Origin of the sequence: Kitasatospora sp. NPDC057904, assembly GCF_042887925.1 — a bacterium.
GTDB lineage: Bacteria > Actinomycetota > Actinomycetes > Streptomycetales > Streptomycetaceae > Kitasatospora.
On record NZ_JBHVOL010000028.1, the window covers coordinates 58,542 to 75,178 of the forward strand.

The following is a 16,637-nucleotide window of genomic DNA, read 5'->3' on the forward strand; positions in this document are numbered from 1 at the left end:
GCCTCCGAAGGGTTCATCACGAGATGGCCGAGATCGAGGACACCCCGCCCGCCACCGAACCGCTGCCGACCCTCCCGGGCACCCGCCCCCTGCCGCCACAGCCCACTCCCGCCACCCTCCCCGACCCGGCGGACCTGCGCCCGGCCGGACCCTCCCGGCGGTGGACCTGGCTGCTCGGAGGCGTCACGGCCGGGGCGGGCACCGCAGCGCTCGTCCTGGGCCTGGTGGCCAACCTCGTCACCCCGGCGGCGACTGCGGGGACGACGGCCGCGACGACGGTCTCCGCCGCGACGACCGTCTCGGCCACGACGACCGTCTCGCCCGCGCCGACGCTCTCGGTCTCGCCCGCACCGACCCTCTCGGTCACCTCCGGACCGGCGAGCCCTACGACGGCGCCCTACACCACCTTGGCCGGGGGCTGCGCCCTGGTTCGCCCCGAGACGGTCGACCGCTATGCGAAGGGAACCTCGTGCAGCGAGCAAAAGGACGTCGGGGGCATGACCAATGCGAGCGCGGGCTGGCACAGCAATGACGGAGGCTGGACCATGATGCAGGTCATGGTCCAGCTGTCCCCGGTCGCCGAGAGTGTCTACGAGATCACCGTGGCCGGGCACCGGAACGGGGGGGCCACCAGCGGAATGAAGGTCACTGACGACCGGGCCGTGCCCGGCATAGGGGAGAAGGCAACCCTGTTCTACACCACCATGAAGGGGAACGGCCACGCCGACCTCGTGGTGCTCCAGCACAACGCCCTCATCACCATCAGCTATGAGAAGGGCACCTTTTCCGGGGTCACCCTGAAGGACATCCCGCCCGCCGACGCCGAAGCCGCCGTCACCGCCTGCGGCCAGGACGTCGTGGCCACGCTCGCCGCCTCGTGAAACCCGCGACGCCACCGACCCCGGCCGTGCGTCGACCCAGCTAGCCCGCGGGGTGTGGGCGGCGGGTGCCCGCGAACTGGTCGGCCCAGCGCGGGATGTCGAGGACGTTGTCGACGCGGGCGACGAGCGTGCCCGTCCGTTCGGCGTGGATCATCGCGCCGTCGCCCGTGTAGATCCCGACGTGGTGGAGGATCGCGTCCGGGCGGGAGAAGAAGATCAGGTCGCCCGGGAGCATGGCGTCGCGCGCCACTTCGGCGCTGCGGTTGAACTGCGCGACGGTGTAGTGGGCGAGCTCGATCGTCCCGTGGCTCGCGAGGTACCAGCAGTAGAGGGACAGGCCGCTGCAGTCGTAGCCGACGGTGTTCTCGCCGAGGCAGACCCCGTCGAGGTAACCGTTCTCGCCGTCGCAGAAGCCGTAGCTCGCCCCGAGGCGGTCGCCGCCGCCCCACGCGTACGGCACGCCGATCTGCGCGGCGGCCACCTCGGCGACGCGCCGTCCGAGCGCGGCGGCAGCCATGGGCTCGGTTGCGGCGGGGCCGCTCGGCGCGGGTCCGGCGCTCGCGGCGGCCGACGCCCCCAGCGCGGGAACGAGCCCGGCCCCGAGCGCGATCCCCAGCATCCGGCGCCGGCCTACGCCCGAACCGTCCTCGTGGTGCGGCAGTTGGGACTCCATCGCTCACTCTCCCGGCATTGTCGGCGTCTCGTCAGATCTCAGGGCACCAGGATCCCGGCCGGAAGTATCGGGCCGCTATCACCCGGAACGGTGAATCGCGAACCGCATCGGCCTTGGAACGGTGGGAAATTCGCCCACAAATCGTTTGACGCTCCCTCAGGTGCGGCCAACGATGGGCGCAAAGGTTCGACCGCGACCCCCGGAGGCCACCGTGACCAGCGCCGTCAAGCTCATCCGCAGCACTCGCCTGACCCCGGCCGTCGACTACGCGTACGCGGCGGCCGTCGACGCGCCGGTCCGCACGCTCTGGCTCGCCGGCGCCTGTCCGCTCGACGAGAAGGGCCGGACGGTCGCCGTCGGCGACTACGAGGGCCAGGCCCACCAGGTCATGCGGAACCTCATAACCGCCCTGGAGGACGCGGGCGCCGCACGGACCGACATCGCCCGGACGACGGTCTACGTCGCGTCCTCCCGTCAGGCCGACCTCGTGAAGGTGTGGAACGTGTACCGCTCGTACATGGCGGAGCACGACGCCCCCAGCACGCTGCTCGGCGTCGCCGTGCTGGGCTACGCGGACCAGTTGGTGGAAGTGGAGGCGGTGGCCGTGCTGCCCTGAAGTCGTCGTTCTCCTCAGGTGCTCAGCCGAAGATGGCGCGCGGCTCGCCGGTGAGCCACACGTTGTCGATCCGCACCCGGTGCATCAGCCAGCGGTCGCCGTCGCGGCGCAGTTCGACGTCGTAGCGGTTCTTCAGCAGGGCGTGGGTGGCGGGGTCGGCCGTCAGCACGTGCTGCGCCTCGACGAGGGAGGTGAGCCGGGCGTGGTCGCCGTCCACGGTGATGCGGGAGTTGGTGACCTGGTGGGTGGTGGTCACCCGCCCGGCGAACATGCCGAGGATCGTCGTCACGATGTGGTCCCGGCCGGCCATCACGGGCGGTTCGGCGCCCCACGCGGCGGCCGCCGGGCGGAAGTCCAGTTCGGCGTCCGGGGTGAAGGAGGAGGCGAACAGCTCGCGGTCGTGAAGGTCCTGGCCGAGGCCGAAGCGGAGGAGGGCGTCCAGGATCTCGGCCCGGTCGCGCAGTTCGGCGGCGACGGCGGCCGGGTCGGCGGCGGGTGCGGCGAGGGCGCGGTCGGTGGTGACGTACATGGTGCAACTCCCTGGGAGGTGGGGGATCTTCGGCGATGGCTCCACCCTCCTGCGGGAGCGGTCGGACGATCAATGAGAGGCTGTGCAACGATCGTGAAGCGAGGGTTAATGATGTAGCGGGGGAGAGGCGGTACGGAGTGCTGGAGCGGCACGAGATCGAGGCGTTCCTGGTGCTCGCCGAGGAACTGCACTTCGGGCGGACGGCCGAGCGGCTGCACGTCTCCACCGCGCGGATCAGCCAGACCGTGCGGAAGCTGGAACGCCGGGTCGGCGCACCGCTGTTCGTCCGGACCAGCCGCCGGGTGGAGCCGACGGCGCTCGGGGCGCAGCTGGCGGAGGAGCTGCGGCCCGCGTGGGAGGCGGTCGGCGCCGCCGTCCGGCGGGTCACCGACGCCGGGCACGGCCGCACCGGAACGCTGCGGGTGGCGTTCGCGGGCCCGGCGGCGGGGCAGCTGCTCGTCGGCGTGGCGGAGCGCTTCAGGGAACGGCTGCCCGGCTGGGAGGCGACCCTCCGGGAGGCCGAACTCGTCGACCGCATAGCCCTCCTGCGGGCGGGCGAGGTGGACCTGGTGTTCGCGGAGTACCCGCTGCGCGAGCCCGACCTGGTACCGGGCCCGGTCCTGGTGAGCGAGCCCCGGATGCTCGCCCTCCCCGCCGGCCATCCACTCGCGCAGCAGGACGTCGTCACGCCGGAGCAGCTGGCCGACCTCCCGCTCGTCCAACTGCCCTCCGCCGTCCCGGAGTCCTTCCGCGCCGACCGCACCCCGGCACGGACGCCGAAGGGGCGGCCGATCCCGCCCGGCCCGGAGGGCGGCACGCTGAACGAGATCCTGACTGTGGTCGGCGCCGGCCGGGGCGCCTTCCCGTTCGGCGCCCAGGCCCGCCGCTACCACCCCCGCCCCGACGTCGCCTACCGCCCGCTCGCGGACGCGCCCCCGGTGCAGTGGGGCCTGCTCCACCACCGCGACCACCCGACCCCCGCCACCGAGGCGTTCAACCGCGCGGCCCAGGACCTCCTGGGGGTCGATGGCTAGCGCCGCTCCGCAGAAGTTCGTGGAGGGGTGTTGGGCCGGACCGTGTATTCGTCGGTGAGAATGCTGCAGGTGCACCAGTCGCCCGTGTATGGGGGGCGGTCTCGGCGCCGTAGGGTCCGAGACCCGACGTGCCCCGGCCTCACCCGTCGAGTGCGATCCCGTTCTTGGCCCGCTCGACGGAGGCCTCGGAGGCCGAGCCGCCCGGGTTCTCGGTGGCGAGCGCCTGGTTGAGCTCGACGAAGGGCCGCATGCGCCGCTCGTAGTCGGCGAATCCGGTCCGGTGGTCGGCGCCCGCGCGCCGCAGCGCGTCGGCCAGGACGTGGGCGCCCACGAGCGCGAGGCTGGTCCCCTGGCCGGAGAGCGGCGACGCGCAGTAGCCCGCGTCGCCGAGCAGCACGACCCTGCCGTTCGACCACCGCTCCATGACCACCTGGGTCATCGCGTCGTAGTAGAAGTCGGGCGCCTCCCGCAGCGCCTTCACCAGCCTCGGCGTCTCCCAGCTCAGTTGCTCCATCCGTTCGGCGACGAGCTGTCGCTGGAGGTCGGTGTCCCGCTGGTCGAAGGCCGACGGCCCGGCCGCGAAGCCGAAGGCGACGCGCAGCTCGGTGTTGTCGCGCACCGGGTAGACGCCGTAGCCGGCCTCGCCGTCCCGGAGCCACAGCTGCCAGTCCTCCAGGGCGAGGAAGTTGTCGGCGCTGAACACCGCCAGGTGCGTGCCCAGGTGGCGGGTGAACCGTTCCTCCGGCCCGAAGGCGAGCCGCCGCACGGCCGAGTGCAGGCCGTCCGCGCCCACGACCAGGTCGAAGGTCCGGGGCCGACCGTGCTCGAAGGAGATGCGCACCCCGTCCTCGCGCTGGTCGAGCGTGGCGATCCGGTCCCCGAAGACGAACTCGACCCCCGGACCCGCGTGTTCGTGCAGGAGCCGTACCAGGTCCTCGCGCAGCAGTTCGATGTCGTCGTTCGCGAGCCGCCCGCTGCTGAACGTCGTCTCGGTCGAGCGGTGCACCTCCCGCCCGTCACCGTCCAGCACCGACATCCCGCGCATGCGCGTCCGGACGGCGCGGACCCGTTCCAGCAGCCCCATCCGCCCGACGACGTCGAGTGCCACACCGCGGACGTCCACGGCCTGGCCGCCCGGCCGCGGTCCCGGCGCGGCCTCGACGACGGTCACGGTGACGCCGTCTCGGTGCAGCCAGTGGGCGAGCGAGGCACCGGCGACACCGGCGCCGGAGATCAGCACATTCTTCATGGAAGCTCCTTCGTACGCTGTACGCGACTGAATGTACGACGTACGCTCACCGCTGCCAACTGGGGTTATTCTCAGCACTGTTATAGGACAGAGGTCCTTCGGCGACCGTCGTCGCTGCTAGGGTCTGAACTAGTACAGGCTCAGTGAGTCCGGAAAAATATTTCGAGGAGCCGCCACCGTGGCCGCGCAGCCCGCCCCACCCTTCCGCCGCATCGCCGACGAGATCGCCCGGCGCATCACCGAGGGCACGCTGGTCCCCGGCGACCGCGTGCCGTCGACCCGTCAGATCGCCCGCGAGTGGGGCGTCGCGCTCGCCACGGCGACGAAGGTGCTCACCGCGCTGCGCCTGGAAGGGCTGGTCGAGGCCAAGCCCCGGGTCGGGACCGTGGTCGCGGCCAAGGACCCGGTCATGGACTCGGCCAAGGACCCGGCCAGGGGCCCAGGCAAGCGCCCGGCCAAGGACCTGGCCGCACCAGCGGGGCACACCGCCCCCGACCGCGAGCTGACGCGCGAACGGATCGTCCGCGCCGCCGTGGAGATCGCCGACGGCGAGGGCCTGGGCGCGGTGTCGATGCGCAGCGTCGCCGCCAGGCTCGGGGTCGCCGCGATGTCGCCCTACCGGCACGTCAACGGCAAGGACGACCTGGTCGTGCTGATGGCGGACGCCGCGTACGGCGAGGAGACGTACCCGGCCGAGGCGCCGGAGGGGTGGCGGGCCCGGCTGGAGCTCGGCGCGCGCATGCTCTGGCGGATCCACCGCCGGCATCCCTGGCTCGCCCAGGTGGGCTCCCTCACCCGCCCGTTGCTGGCGCCGGCCCTGATGGTGCACGCGGAGTGGGCGCTCGCCGCGCTCGACGGCCACGGCCTCGCCCCCGAGACGATGCTCGACCTGCACGTCCTGCTCTACAGCCACGTCCACGGCATCGCCGTGCACCTCGAACGGGAGGCGCAGGCCCAGGCGGCGACCGGCCTCAGCGAGGACCAGTGGATGGACCGTCAGGCCCCCGCATTCGCGGCGATCACCGGGGCGGCCCGGTACCCGGTGTTCACCAGGATCGCGAGCGGCTGCCCGGACGGCTACGACCTCGACCTGGACGCGCTGTTCGAGTTCGGCCTCAAGCCGCTGCTGGACGGCATCGCCGTCATGATCGAGGCCCCGCCGTCGAATCGTGCACGTACCGGGGGCTAGCCCCACCCCCAACCGGGCGGGTAGCAGCATCGTCGCAGCCGGGCGACTCCGGGGAAGGTGGGAGCAGCGAAACACCGCTGCTTTTCCCGACAAGACCCTGGAGTTGGCACGTGCTTGAGCAGGCGCAGCACAAGGCCCGTCCGTCCCGGCGCTGGAAGGCCCTCGCGGCCGCGGTGGCCGTCGGCGCCCTGACGGTGGGTGCACTGGCTCCGGCCGCGGCGTTCGCGGCGCCTCGACCGGACACCGTCCAGCAGGGCCTCGACGCGCTGGCGCGGGACGAGGGCGTGCCCGGTGCGCTGGCGAGCGTCAAGAAGGGTGACGGCCGGGCCCGCAACTACACCGCCGGGGTCGCCGACCTGGCCACCGGCGCCAAGGTTCCGGTCGACGGCCAGGTGCGGATCGGCAGCAACACCAAGGTGTTCACGGCGGTGGTCGTGCTGCAGCTGGTCGGCGAGGGGAAGGTCGCGCTCGACGAGCCGATCGAGACGTACCTGCCGGGCCTGGTCCGCGGGGACGGCATCGACGGCCGCAGGATCACGGTCCGCCAGCTCCTCCAGCACACCAGCGGCCTCCCGAACTACCTCAAGGCCGACCTCCGGCCCCGCTACTACGAGCCGCGCGAACTCCTCGACACGGCCCTGCAGTTCAAGGCCGAATTCGCGCCGGGCGAGAAGTTCGGGTACAGCAACACGAACTACGTCCTGGCCGGACTGATCGCCCAGAGGGTCTCCGGCAGGCCCCTCGCGGCGGAGATCGAACGGCGCGTGATCGAGCCCGCAGGCCTGCACCACACGTACTTCCCCGCCCCCGGCGACGAGTCCATCCGCGAGCCGCACCCGAAGGGCTACTATCGGGACGCGCCGGGAGCGCCGCTGCGCGACGTCACGGAGATCGACCCGTCCTGGGGCTGGGCGGCCGGGCAGATGATCTCCACCAACTCCGACCTCAACCGGTTCTTCGCCGAGCTGCTCCACGGCGACCTCCTCAAGCCGGCCCAGCTCACCGAGATGAAGAAGACCGTCCCCGCCGAGAAAATGGGCCCCGGCGCCGGCTACGGGCTCGGCCTGGTGAGCAAGCCGCTGCCGTGCGGCGGTGGCCTCTACTGGGGCCACGGCGGCAGCTTCCCGGGCTACGAGACCCGAGGCGGCGTCACCGACGACGGCAGCGCCGCCGCCGACATCGCGGTGACGACCCAGCCCTCCGACCCGAACACGATGAAGCACGTCGAGAGCCTCGTCGAAACGGCCCTCTGCCGCTGACGTCGAGACGCTGACGCCGAGACGCTGTCGCCGAGGCGCGGAGGGTGGCGGCCGTCGGCACCTTGTGCCGGGGGGCAGGTCAGGCGGGCTGCCACAGTTCGATGCGATTGCCCTCGGGGTCCGTGACCCAGCCGAACCGTCCGACGCCCGCCATGTCCTGGGTCTCCCCGGCGACGTCCGCTCCCTTGGCGCGTAGCTGCGCGAGCATGGCGTCCAGGTCGCGGACCCGGAAGTTGAGCATGGTCCGCTGGGCGTTCGATCCGAAGTAGTCGGTGCCGGACTCGAAGGTCGCGAACACCGTCGGGCCGGTCTCCTGCTGCCAGAGGCCGTGCTCGTCGGCGTCCAGGCCGAGGCAGTCGCGGTACCACGCATTGAGGGCAGCAGGGTCGGCGGCCCGCAGGAAGTACCCGCCGATTCCAAGCACACGTTCCATGGCGCCATCCTGCCAGGACGGCGACCGAAGCGAGTCGGCACCACGCCAACGCCCGCGCCTCCCGACGATCAGGACCGTTGGGAGGCGCGGGCGTTGGCGCGGTGCCGGGTATCTCGTACGACCGCCGTTGAGCGCGGGTCAGCGCGCGAGTGCCGCCAGCGCGGTGGTGGCGAAGGAGTGGTCCTGCTCGGGGGCGCCGCCGCCGATGCCGAGGGCGCCGACGAGGCGGCCGTCGCAGTGGACCGGGACGCCGCCGGCGATGAAGAGCAGCGGACGGTCCAGTGCGGTGGGCAGGGAGTGGAACGGCCCGTCGGGCTTGACGAGGTCGACCAGGTCGGCGGTCGGGGCGTCGAGCTGGAGGGCGGTGTAGGCCTTGCGGGTGCTGGTCTCGCCGGAGATCAGCACGGCGCGGTCGTCGCGGCGGAAGGCGAGCGGGTGCCCGCCCGCGTCCAGGACGGTGATGCTGACGGCGACCCCGGCCGCCTCGGCTGCGGTGCGGGCGGCGGCGACGAGCGTCTCGGCGTCGGCGGTGGTGAGCGGGGTGACGGTGGTGGTGCTCATGGTGGTGCTTCTCCTTGGGGAACCGGGGGAACGGTGGTTCAGTGGTGGACGGGGATCGAGACGGTCGGAACAGCGGTCGGAACAGCGGTCGGAACGGCGGACGTACGGCCCGGGGCTCGGCGCTCCAGGGCGGCGGACCAGACGGCGAGGACGAGGGCCGAGGCGGCGAGCAGCGCGCCGACCCAGTTCGGGGCCGTGTAGCCGAGGCCGGCCGAGATCACCAGGCCGCCGAGCCAGGCGGAGAGGGCGTTGCCGAGGTTGAACGCCCCGATGTTGACGGCGGAGGCCAGGGTGGGCGCGCCGTGCGCCTGGTCGAGGACGCGCTTCTGCAGCGGCGGGACGGTGGCGAAGCCGAGCGCTCCTATCAGCAGGATCGTGACGGCGGCGAGGATCTTGTCGTGCGCGGTGAGGGTGAACAGGCCGAGCACGACGGCGAGTCCGCCGAGCGAGGCGTACAGCATCGGCATCAGCCTGCGGTCGGCGAACCTCCCGCCGAGGAGGTTGCCGAGGAACATCCCGATGCCGAACAGCACCAGCAGCCAGGTGACGGCGCCGTCGGAGTAGCCGGCGACGCGGGTCATCATCGGGGCGATGTAGGTGATCGCGGCGAAGACTCCGCCGAAGCCGAGCACGGTCATCGCCATCGCGAGCAGCACCTGCGGGTTGCGGAACGCGGTCAGCTCGCCGCGCAGGTGGGCGCCCTCGGGGCGGGGCAGGGCGGGGACGAGCTTGACGATGCCGAGCAGGCCGACCACGCCGAGCGCGGCGACGCCGACGAAGGTGGCGCGCCAGCCGACGGCCTGGCCGACGAAGGTGCCCAGCGGGACGCCGACGATGTTGGCGACGGTGAGCCCGGTGAACATGGTGGCGATGGCGCCGGCCTTCTTGTCCGGGGCGACGAGGTCGGCGGCGACCACCGAGCCGATCCCGAAGAACGCGCCGTGGGCGAGCGAGGCCACGAGGCGGCCCGCGAGCATGACGCCCATGCTCGGGGCGGCGGCGGACAGCAGGTTGCCGGCGACGAAGAGGCCCATGAGGAGCATCAGCATCGTCTTGCGGCCGATCCGGGTGCCGAGCACCGTCATCAGCGGCGCGCCGATGACGACGCCGATCGCGTACCCGGTGACCAGGAGTCCGGCGGTGGGGATGGACGCACCGTAGTCGCCGGCGATCTCGGGCAGCAGGCCCATGATGACGAATTCGGTGGTCCCGATCCCGAAGGCCCCGATGGCCAGGGCGAGGAGTGCGAGAGGCATGGCGCGTCCTCCAGACGAGATTGCTACAGCGCCTTACGAGCCTCGACAATAGTTGCAGACGCGGCATAGGTGCAACTGCGGGCTTTTGCTCGTGGCGACTCTGCTCGTCCGCCCCTCCGCCCCGCTGGCCGGATGCTTGTATAAGCGGGATACATGCCCAGGCCGAAATTTTTGCCGAGGGCTTATCCTTGACACCGTCGAACCCGGAAGGAGACCCGCGCCCATGACCGCCACGGATCCCGCGCTGACCGCCCTCGCCAACGGCTGGGCCGCCCTGTACCTCCTGGCCGGCCGGATCGAGGCGCACATCGAGCGCAGCCTGCAGGCCGGGCACGACCTGAGCGTGCGCGAGTACTCGCTGCTCGACGTGCTCAGCCGCCAGCACGACGACGAGGGCGGCCACCTGCAGATGAAGCAGGTCGCCGACGCGGTCGTCCTCAGCCAGAGCGCCACGACCCGCCTGGTCACCCGCCTGGAGGACCGCGGCCTGCTCTCGCGCTACCTGTGCCCGACCGACCGTCGCGGCATCTACACGAACGTCACCGAGGACGGCCTGAAGCTGCTGGAGGCGGCCCGTCCCACGAATGACGCCGCGCTCCGCGAGGCCCTCGACGAGGCCGCGAAGAACCCCGATCTCGCCCCCCTCGTCAAGGCCGTGGAGGGCGTCAACCCGCTGTCGGCGCTCGGGCGGCGCTGAACGCCCGGTACGACGAAGCGCCCACCGCCATGCAGGCGGTGGGCGCTTCGTCGTACCGGGCGCGGGCGGTCACTCCGAGGCGAGCAGGGCGTCCAGCTTCGCGTAGCCCTCGGTGACGCCCTTCTCCATGCCGCTCGCGAGGATCGCGTCCCGGGCGGCGAAGCTGTCGACCACGGACAGGATCGTGACGCGGGTGCGGCCCTCGCCGGCCGGCTCGAACACGGCGGTGTCCAGCGAGACGCCGTCCGGCACGCCCGTGTACGTGAACGTCTGGACGAGCCGGGTCTCCGGCCGGACCTCGTGGAACGAGCCGTAGAAGGCGGCGATCTCCCGGCCGTCCTGGTGCATGGAGTAGCGGTAGCTCCCGCCGGTGCGGCCGTCCCAGAAGTCGATCTTCGTCTCGTGGTTGTCCGGGCCGAGCCACCGGGCGACCAGCTCGGGCTCGATCCAGGCCCGGAAGACCCGCGCCGGCGGGGCGTCGAACTCGCGGACGATCCGGATGGTGGGCAGCGCCGGGTCCGCCTCGACCCGGGTCTCGCGGCCGGTGGTGGAGGTCATGGCTTCTCTCCTTCGTGTCCTGGGCCTGCTTCGGTCTCTGTGCTGTGCGCGGGGCCTGCGCCGGCCGGCTCGTCGCCTGTCGGCTCGTCGTCGGCGGGCCCGTCGTCGGCGGCCTCGTCGGCCATGGCCGCGAGGACGGCGTCCAGGCGGCGGAACCGCTCCTCCGCCTGGTGGCGGTAGCGCTCGATCCAGCTCGTCATCAAGTCGAACACCTGCGGTTCGAGGTGGCACGGCCGCCGCTGCGCGTCCCGGCTGCGGCTGACGAGCCCGGCCTCCTCCAGCACCTTGAGGTGCTTGGAGACGGCCTGCATCGACATCGCGTACGACTCCGCCAGCTCGCCGACGGTCGCATCGCGGACCGAGAGGCGGGCGACGATGTCGCGCCGGGTCGGATCGGCCAGGGCGACGAACGCCCGGGACAACTGGTCGACGGCCACCGGATACCCCTGCTCTTTCTCAACCGATTGGTTGAGGACAACGCTACGCCGGTCCGCCGCCTTCTTCAACCGATCGGTTGAGAAAGATGCCGAGGGCGTCGCCGGAGGGCTTGATCGGGTTTTCCGGAGCCTGGCATGCCACTACAGATACCGATCGTTCGGTTTTGTGTGCGACTGCTCGTGGGGAGTGGCCTTGCGGTGTCGGTGGGCGGCCGGACATCCCGAATTCGCCGAAGGGCGCGGGTGGGTGGGGGAGGAGAAGCACCGGGGGCGATTCCCGGGCGGTGTCCTGTCGCCTTCGGGCCACTCGTCGCTAAGATACGGCGTGTTTGGTTTTGTTTTTCGCGAGAATGTCAGAACGGGGTGGTTCCGGTGGTACGGCAGGAGCGCGCGCTCCGGACGCGTCGGCTGATCCTGGAGGCCGCGGCTTCTGTCTTCGACGAGTTCGGCTACGAGGGAGCGACCATCGGCGAGGTGGTCTCCCGGGCCGGCGTGACGCGCGGCGCGGTCTATTTCCATTTCGCGTCCAAGCGCGATCTCGCGCAGGGCGTGGTGGAGGAGCAGTTCGCCCAGGACGAGGTTCCCGAACGCGCTTGCAAACTCCAGGAGTTCGTGGACACCGGGATGGTGGTCGCCCATCTGCTGCCGCGCGACCCGCTGCTGAGCGCCGGTGCCCGGCTCTCCCTCGGCCAGGACGTGTTCGACGAGTTCGGCGGCGGCGCGATCCTCGGGTGGATCTCCCGCTTCGAGGTGCTCCTGGTCGCGGCAGGCGAGCGCGGCGAACTGCTGCCGCACGTCACCCCGGCGGACGCGGCATGGCTGCTGACGGCGGCATGGACGGGCGTACAGATCCAGTCCCAGAAGCTGAGCGGCCGGGCGGACCTGGAGCGACGGGTGGCCGGGCTGTTCCAGCACGTGATGCCGAGCATCGCGGTGCCGGGCGTGCTCGGGGCGCTGCAGATGGGGCCGGACCGTGGCGCCCGGGTGGTCGCCGAGGCGGCGGCGGCCCGCGCGGCGTCGGAAGGCGACGCCGACGGCAGTGGCGGCAGTGGCGGCAACGCCGCCGAGGTCGAGGCGCACGCGGTCGGCGGCGCGGTCGCGGTGTCCTGAGGCGGCGCACCGCTCGCGTCGGAACGGGCGGATCGACGGCGGTGCGGGGCCTGTTGGGGCCCGGCACCGCCGTCCGCTTGTGCCCGGGTGCCCGGCCTGTCCGGTCCGCCTGGTCCGCGCGCTCTGCCCCGGCCGCTTGGTCCGCCTGGTCCGCCCGTGGGCCCAGGTGTGCGCTCGCGTCCGCGCACCGGCGCACGGATGGTCCGTTCGCGCCCCAGAATCGAGCAGGCGTGCCCCGATTCGCATAAACAAACAGCTCGTTCGGTTTTGTATTGACAAACCGCCCGTCCTGTTTTTGACTGGTCATCGTGGCCCCGGGGTGTCGACCCAGGGGGAGTCGGGTGCCGGCCGCGGCGGATCCGCCGGGGGCGTTCCGTGGATTGGGGTGGTCGTCATGGAGATCCGCGTGCTGGGGGCGTTGGACGTCCGGATGTGCGGAGTGTCGGTGGTGCCGTCCGCGCCGAAGCCGCGCCAGGTGCTCGGGTTACTGGCGCTGAGGGCCGACCAGGTCGTCCCGGCCGGCACGCTGGCCGACGAGCTCTGGTCCGGCCGCCCGCCGCGCAGCGCCCGCACCACCGTGCAGACGTACGTCCTGCAGCTGCGCGAGCTCATCGACCGCGCGATCGCCACGACCGGCGCGGCCACCGCCGGGTTCGCCTGTGCGAAGGACGTCCTCGTGACCTCCCCCGGCGGCTACATGCTCAACAGCGGCGGCGGCCTCACCGACGCCCGCGAGTTCGACCGCCTGGCCGGCCTGGGCTACCGCGCGATGGACGGCGACGACCACAAGCTCGCCGCGAGGATGCTCGACGAGGCGCTGCGCCTCTGGCGCGGCCCGGCCTTCTCGGACGTCCCGGCCGGCGGCCAGCTCGCCGTCGAGGCCAAGCGCCTGGAGGAGACCCGGCTCTGCGCCCTGGACCAGCGCATCGACGCCGACCTGCGGCTCGGCCGCCACCGCGTCCTGCTCGCCGAACTGACCGTCCTGGTCGACCGCTACCGCACCCACGAGAGCCTGCACGGCCAGTACATGCTCGCGCTGCACCGTTCCGGCCGGAGGGGGGAGGCGCTGGAGGTGTACCAACGGCTCCGTGCAACTCTGGTACGGGAATTGGGCATGGAACCGTCAGCGGCGCTGCGGCGGCTGCAGCGCTCGATCCTGGTCGCCGCCCCCGAACGGGCCGAGACCGGCGGCGAACCGGCCGCCGTGGTCCGCCCGGCCGAACGGCAGGGCGCCGCGGCCCGGTTCTCCCGGGTGGGCTGAGGGCCACGGGGGCGGCCCGGGCGGGACTGTTCGGTGCGGTGCGCGTAAACGGAACTGGCTTGCAGCAGTGAGGGGTTGAGGGCACGTGGCGCAGGAGAGGTCGGAGCGGACTCGCGGGCGGCTGGTGGAGGCGGGGGCGGTGCTGTTCGACCGCAGCGGGTACGCGGGGGCCACGCTCGGCGAGATCGCCGGTACGGCCGGGGTGACGAAAGGGGCGCTGTACTTCCACTTCGCGTCGAAGGAGGACCTGGCGCGGGCGGTGCTGGACCAGGCCGAGGGCTCGCTGCGCGGCGCGTGCGCGACGCTGCGCACGGCCTCGTCGCCGCTCCAGGCCCTGATCGACTCGGGGTACTGGCTGGTCGACGCCCTCGGCTCGGACGCGGTGATCCGCGCCGCGTTCCGGCTCGGCCGGGAGGGCGGCGCGTGGCTGGGGGAGGCGGCGGCCCAGGGCCCGGCGGCGGAAGTCCCGACGCAGCCCGGCCCCACGCAGCCCGGCCCCGCGCAGCCCGGTTCCGCGCAGCCCGGTTCCACGCAGCGTGGTCCGGCGCAGTCAGGCCCGACACAGGCCGGCCCGGCGGCGGCAGGCGGGTGCGTGGCCGGGACGCAGGGCTTCCATGGCGTATGGGCGGGCGTGGTCCGGGAGTTGCTGTCCGGTGCGCGCCGCGCGGGCGAACTGCGCGACCGCCCGGGCGGCACCGGCCCGGAGACGCTCGTGGTGACGGCCGCGTGCGGCCTGGAGGTCACCTTCGGCGAGGACTGCTCGCCCGAGGAGCGCGCCCGCCGGGTCGCCGCGCTGTGGGAGTGGCTGCTGCCCTGCCTCGTTCCGCCGGGCGCCGCGTCCCTCTACCGCACGAGGCCGCTGACGGGCGTGCCGGCCTAAGCCGTCGGGCCGGCCGGGCAGCAGCGCGTGCGAGGTAATTCGGTGGCGGTTCGTGCGGAGACGGACGAGGATGCGACGCATGACCGACGAACCAGCGCGCTGGACCCGGGCGACCGTCTACCCGGACATGTGGGCCGATCCGGCCGACGACCCGCGGACCCTCGAAGGTCCCAGCCCGGACGGCGAACTCGGCACGCTGCTGGACTACTTGGTGAACTACCGGCTGACCTTGCGGCTCAAGTGCGAGGGCCTGGACGCCGAGCAGCTCGCCCGCCGGTCCGTCCCGCCGTCGACGATGTCACTGCTCGGCCTGGTCCGCCACCTCGCCGAGGTCGAACGGGACTGGCGCAACTGGCTCACCGAGGACGAGTCGCCGTCCCAGCCGCTGCCCAAGCTGTACGGCGGGCGCGACGCGGACTTCGACGGGGCGGTCGCCGACCGGGCCGTCGTGGACGCCGCGTTCCGCGACCTGGAACGCGAACAGGCCGAGACCGACGCCGCCCTCGCCGAACACCCGGACCTGGGCGCACGCGTGGGCAAGGACCGGGTCTCGATCCGCGAACTGATGGTGCACCGGATCGAGGAGTACGCCCGCCACTGCGGGCACGCCGACCTCCTGCGCGAGTGCGTCGACGGACGCGTCGGCCAGTAGCGACGCCGTCCCCCTCGCCGTCCCGCTGTCGGTGCGACGGTTCAACCCCGCGGCGCGAGCTCGTCCAGCCACCGCCCGACCAGCTCGCGGACGGCGCCCGCGCTCTCGACCTGCGGGTTGTGCCCGGTGCCGTCCAGCACCGCCGCCGTCATCCGCGGATAGTGGTCGAGCAGCGCGAGCTGGTCGCGCCAGCCGACGAGCGCGTCCTGGCGCGCGGTGACCAGCAGGTGCCGTCCGCCGTGAGCGGGTACGCCGACCTCCGGCCACTCCGGGAGCAGGAAGTCGGCCTCCAGCTCGGCCGCCGCCGTACGGTCGTGGGCGTCCCAGCCGGGCGCGACGTGCCGCCGGTACAGGTCCCAACCGGTCTTGGTGTGACGGGCCATGACGGTGCCGAACACCTGCTGCTCCGAGGGGGACAGGCCGGCGAGGAACTCCTCGTCGCGCTCGGCCACCGTCTCCTCGGGTAGTGTCCGGTCCGCGCCCCAGCGGACGACCGGGACGATCAGGGCCGAGCCCAGCACCTGCTCGCCGAACGCCGCCGTCACGGCCCGCGCCAGCTGTCCGCCGAACGACTGCCCGACGACGGCGAACCGCTCCTGCCCGACGAGTTCGCGGATCCGCTCGACGACGGCGTCGGCCACCGCCGTCGCGGAGGTCCTCCCCGGCAGCCGAGGGCTGTTGCCGTGCCCGGGGAGGTCGAGGTAGATCCGCCGCCACCCGGGCCGGTCGGCGAACGCGGGGTCGAGGGGCAGGAGGAGCCGGTGGTCGATCGTGTAGCCGTGGATCAGCACGATCGGGGTGCCGTGGCCGAACTCGGCGTGCCAGATGCGGGCGTCAGTCATGAAAGTCAGTGTGCAACCTTCACATAAGTGTCAAGGTCAAGCGGCTCACGCCGACACGGGATCCAGGGCGGTGGCGCGGACCGCCTCCAGGTACTCCGCGATCGCGTCCCGGTTGCGGGTGAGGCACCGGATCCGGTCGCTCATGCGGTCCCGCTCGTTCTCCAGCGTCGCGATCATGTCCGGCGTCGCGTCCGGGAAGTGGATGACGCGCGGCTTGTCGAGGCACGGGAGGATCTGCTTGATGATGCGCGTCGGCAGCCCTGCGTCCAGCAGCCCGCGGATCTGGACGACGCGGTCGACGAGGTGCTCGTCGTAGTCGCGGTAGCCGTTCGCCGCGCGTTCCGGCGTGATGAGCCCCTGCTGCTCGTAGTAGCGCAGCAGCCGCGGGGGAGTCCCGGTCCGGTCGGACAGTTCACCGATACGCATGCGTCGCCCCTCGTGCCGTCCGGCCTTGACATTGGCATTGACATGGATGTGAGGGTTCGAGGATATCCGCATGAGTCGTCAGACCGTATGCCCG

20 protein-coding genes are annotated in these 16,637 nt (G+C 72.4%); 10 read left to right on the forward strand and 10 right to left on the reverse strand.

Features of this window, described 5'->3' with window-relative positions; all coding sequences use genetic code 11:
* The first annotated feature begins 23 nt into the window (after positions 1–23).
* Positions 24–881 (forward strand): hypothetical protein, encoded by an 858-nt coding sequence (locus ACFVSN_RS39405; protein WP_387958203.1) that lies wholly within the window; start codon positions 24–26, stop codon positions 879–881.
* Positions 882–921: 40 nt separating this feature from the next.
* Here ACFVSN_RS39405 and ACFVSN_RS39410 read toward each other — a convergent pair whose 3' ends face one another.
* Positions 922–1,554: a C40 family peptidase gene (locus ACFVSN_RS39410; RefSeq protein WP_387958205.1), complete on the reverse strand. Its 633-nt coding sequence runs from the start codon at positions 1,552–1,554 to the stop codon at positions 922–924.
* 172 nt (positions 1,555–1,726) lie between these two features.
* Between ACFVSN_RS39410 and ACFVSN_RS39415 the strand changes: the two genes are divergently transcribed.
* A complete protein-coding gene (locus tag ACFVSN_RS39415) occupies positions 1,727–2,170 on the forward strand; it encodes a RidA family protein (RefSeq protein WP_387958207.1) in 444 nt (147 codons plus the stop codon).
* Positions 2,171–2,192: 22 nt separating this feature from the next.
* Here the strand turns inward: ACFVSN_RS39415 and ACFVSN_RS39420 are convergent, their stop codons facing one another.
* On the reverse strand, positions 2,193–2,699 hold the full coding sequence (locus tag ACFVSN_RS39420) for a nuclear transport factor 2 family protein (RefSeq protein WP_387958209.1): 507 nt from the start codon (positions 2,697–2,699) through the stop codon (positions 2,193–2,195).
* Between the two features lie 137 nt (positions 2,700–2,836).
* Here ACFVSN_RS39420 and ACFVSN_RS39425 point away from each other — a divergent pair, with 137 nt between their 5' ends.
* On the forward strand, positions 2,837–3,733 hold the full coding sequence (locus ACFVSN_RS39425; protein ID WP_387958211.1) for a LysR family transcriptional regulator: 897 nt from the start codon (positions 2,837–2,839) through the stop codon (positions 3,731–3,733).
* A gap of 139 nt (positions 3,734–3,872) precedes the next feature.
* Here the strand turns inward: ACFVSN_RS39425 and ACFVSN_RS39430 are convergent, their stop codons facing one another.
* Positions 3,873–4,982, reverse strand: coding sequence for an FAD-dependent monooxygenase (locus tag ACFVSN_RS39430; RefSeq protein WP_387958213.1), 1,110 nt, complete (start codon positions 4,980–4,982; stop codon positions 3,873–3,875).
* 178 nt (positions 4,983–5,160) lie between these two features.
* Here ACFVSN_RS39430 and ACFVSN_RS39435 point away from each other — a divergent pair, with 178 nt between their 5' ends.
* Both ACFVSN_RS39435 and ACFVSN_RS39440 read left to right on the forward strand, forming a co-directional pair.
* Entirely contained in the window at positions 5,161–6,171 is a 1,011-nt protein-coding gene (locus tag ACFVSN_RS39435) for a TetR/AcrR family transcriptional regulator C-terminal domain-containing protein (protein WP_387958215.1), read from the forward strand.
* 110 nt (positions 6,172–6,281) lie between these two features.
* Positions 6,282–7,430 (forward strand): serine hydrolase domain-containing protein, encoded by a 1,149-nt coding sequence (locus tag ACFVSN_RS39440; RefSeq protein WP_387958216.1) that lies wholly within the window; start codon positions 6,282–6,284, stop codon positions 7,428–7,430.
* 79 nt (positions 7,431–7,509) lie between these two features.
* Here the strand turns inward: ACFVSN_RS39440 and ACFVSN_RS39445 are convergent, their stop codons facing one another.
* The 3 genes from ACFVSN_RS39445 to ACFVSN_RS39455 form a co-directional block, all read right to left on the reverse strand.
* Positions 7,510–7,863, reverse strand: a complete 354-nt coding sequence (locus ACFVSN_RS39445) for a VOC family protein (RefSeq protein WP_380448812.1) — start codon at positions 7,861–7,863, stop codon at positions 7,510–7,512.
* A 138-nt stretch (positions 7,864–8,001) separates the two neighbouring features.
* A complete protein-coding gene (locus ACFVSN_RS39450) occupies positions 8,002–8,424 on the reverse strand; it encodes a heme-binding protein (RefSeq protein WP_387958217.1) in 423 nt (140 codons plus the stop codon).
* A 38-nt stretch (positions 8,425–8,462) separates the two neighbouring features.
* Complete coding sequence (locus ACFVSN_RS39455; protein ID WP_387958219.1) at positions 8,463–9,680, reverse strand: MFS transporter; 1,218 nt, start codon at positions 9,678–9,680, stop codon at positions 8,463–8,465.
* Between the two features lie 223 nt (positions 9,681–9,903).
* Between ACFVSN_RS39455 and ACFVSN_RS39460 the strand changes: the two genes are divergently transcribed.
* Positions 9,904–10,377 (forward strand): MarR family winged helix-turn-helix transcriptional regulator, encoded by a 474-nt coding sequence (locus ACFVSN_RS39460; protein WP_380492656.1) that lies wholly within the window; start codon positions 9,904–9,906, stop codon positions 10,375–10,377.
* A gap of 69 nt (positions 10,378–10,446) precedes the next feature.
* Here the strand turns inward: ACFVSN_RS39460 and ACFVSN_RS39465 are convergent, their stop codons facing one another.
* Together ACFVSN_RS39465 and ACFVSN_RS39470 are read right to left on the reverse strand one after the other, a co-directional pair.
* A complete protein-coding gene (locus tag ACFVSN_RS39465) occupies positions 10,447–10,935 on the reverse strand; it encodes an SRPBCC family protein (RefSeq protein ID WP_380448456.1) in 489 nt (162 codons plus the stop codon).
* Positions 10,932–11,372 (reverse strand): ArsR/SmtB family transcription factor, encoded by a 441-nt coding sequence (locus tag ACFVSN_RS39470; protein WP_387958222.1) that lies wholly within the window; start codon positions 11,370–11,372, stop codon positions 10,932–10,934. The genes ACFVSN_RS39465 and ACFVSN_RS39470 overlap by 4 nt, the downstream gene beginning before the upstream one ends.
* 372 nt (positions 11,373–11,744) lie before the next feature.
* Here ACFVSN_RS39470 and ACFVSN_RS39475 point away from each other — a divergent pair, with 372 nt between their 5' ends.
* The 4 genes from ACFVSN_RS39475 (at position 11,745) to ACFVSN_RS39490 (ending at position 15,275) form a co-directional block, all read left to right on the forward strand.
* Positions 11,745–12,482, forward strand: a complete 738-nt coding sequence (locus tag ACFVSN_RS39475; protein WP_387958225.1) for a ScbR family autoregulator-binding transcription factor — start codon at positions 11,745–11,747, stop codon at positions 12,480–12,482.
* Between the two features lie 394 nt (positions 12,483–12,876).
* The gene (locus tag ACFVSN_RS39480; protein ID WP_387958228.1) at positions 12,877–13,743 is read left to right on the forward strand and encodes a BTAD domain-containing putative transcriptional regulator; all 867 of its coding nucleotides are present in this window, start codon (positions 12,877–12,879) and stop codon (positions 13,741–13,743) included.
* An 85-nt stretch (positions 13,744–13,828) separates the two neighbouring features.
* Positions 13,829–14,623: a TetR family transcriptional regulator gene (locus tag ACFVSN_RS39485; protein ID WP_387958231.1), complete on the forward strand. Its 795-nt coding sequence runs from the start codon at positions 13,829–13,831 to the stop codon at positions 14,621–14,623.
* 79 nt (positions 14,624–14,702) lie between these two features.
* On the forward strand, positions 14,703–15,275 hold the full coding sequence (locus ACFVSN_RS39490) for a DinB family protein (protein ID WP_387958234.1): 573 nt from the start codon (positions 14,703–14,705) through the stop codon (positions 15,273–15,275).
* Positions 15,276–15,316: 41 nt separating this feature from the next.
* Here the strand turns inward: ACFVSN_RS39490 and ACFVSN_RS39495 are convergent, their stop codons facing one another.
* Both ACFVSN_RS39495 and ACFVSN_RS39500 read right to left on the reverse strand, forming a co-directional pair.
* The gene (locus ACFVSN_RS39495) at positions 15,317–16,117 is read right to left on the reverse strand and encodes an alpha/beta fold hydrolase (RefSeq protein WP_387958236.1); all 801 of its coding nucleotides are present in this window, start codon (positions 16,115–16,117) and stop codon (positions 15,317–15,319) included.
* Positions 16,118–16,162: 45 nt separating this feature from the next.
* Positions 16,163–16,543 (reverse strand): MerR family transcriptional regulator, encoded by a 381-nt coding sequence (locus ACFVSN_RS39500; protein ID WP_387958239.1) that lies wholly within the window; start codon positions 16,541–16,543, stop codon positions 16,163–16,165.
* Positions 16,544–16,637: the final 94 nt, after the last annotated feature.

What these genes read in the sequence shown, in the direction of transcription:
- ACFVSN_RS39430 (WP_387958213.1), bottom strand. Translation starts at nt 4,982, where the DNA reads ATGAAGAATGTGCTGATCTCCGGCGCCGGTGTCGCCGGTGCCTCGCTC.
- ACFVSN_RS39465 (WP_380448456.1), bottom strand. Translation starts at nt 10,935, where the DNA reads ATGACCTCCACCACCGGCCGCGAGACCCGGGTCGAGGCGGACCCGGCG.
- ACFVSN_RS39460 (WP_380492656.1), top strand. Translation starts at nt 9,904, where the DNA reads ATGACCGCCACGGATCCCGCGCTGACCGCCCTCGCCAACGGCTGGGCC.
- ACFVSN_RS39455 (WP_387958219.1), bottom strand. Translation starts at nt 9,680, where the DNA reads ATGCCTCTCGCACTCCTCGCCCTGGCCATCGGGGCCTTCGGGATCGGG.
- ACFVSN_RS39495 (WP_387958236.1), bottom strand. Translation starts at nt 16,117, where the DNA reads ATGACTGACGCCCGCATCTGGCACGCCGAGTTCGGCCACGGCACCCCG.
- ACFVSN_RS39445 (WP_380448812.1), bottom strand. Translation starts at nt 7,863, where the DNA reads ATGGAACGTGTGCTTGGAATCGGCGGGTACTTCCTGCGGGCCGCCGAC.
- ACFVSN_RS39405 (WP_387958203.1), top strand. Translation starts at nt 24, where the DNA reads ATGGCCGAGATCGAGGACACCCCGCCCGCCACCGAACCGCTGCCGACC.
- ACFVSN_RS39450 (WP_387958217.1), bottom strand. Translation starts at nt 8,424, where the DNA reads ATGAGCACCACCACCGTCACCCCGCTCACCACCGCCGACGCCGAGACG.
- ACFVSN_RS39410 (WP_387958205.1), bottom strand. Translation starts at nt 1,554, where the DNA reads ATGGAGTCCCAACTGCCGCACCACGAGGACGGTTCGGGCGTAGGCCGG.
- ACFVSN_RS39480 (WP_387958228.1), top strand. Translation starts at nt 12,877, where the DNA reads ATGGAGATCCGCGTGCTGGGGGCGTTGGACGTCCGGATGTGCGGAGTG.
- ACFVSN_RS39500 (WP_387958239.1), bottom strand. Translation starts at nt 16,543, where the DNA reads ATGCGTATCGGTGAACTGTCCGACCGGACCGGGACTCCCCCGCGGCTG.
- ACFVSN_RS39490 (WP_387958234.1), top strand. Translation starts at nt 14,703, where the DNA reads ATGACCGACGAACCAGCGCGCTGGACCCGGGCGACCGTCTACCCGGAC.
- ACFVSN_RS39420 (WP_387958209.1), bottom strand. Translation starts at nt 2,699, where the DNA reads ATGTACGTCACCACCGACCGCGCCCTCGCCGCACCCGCCGCCGACCCG.
- ACFVSN_RS39415 (WP_387958207.1), top strand. Translation starts at nt 1,727, where the DNA reads ATGGGCGCAAAGGTTCGACCGCGACCCCCGGAGGCCACCGTGACCAGC.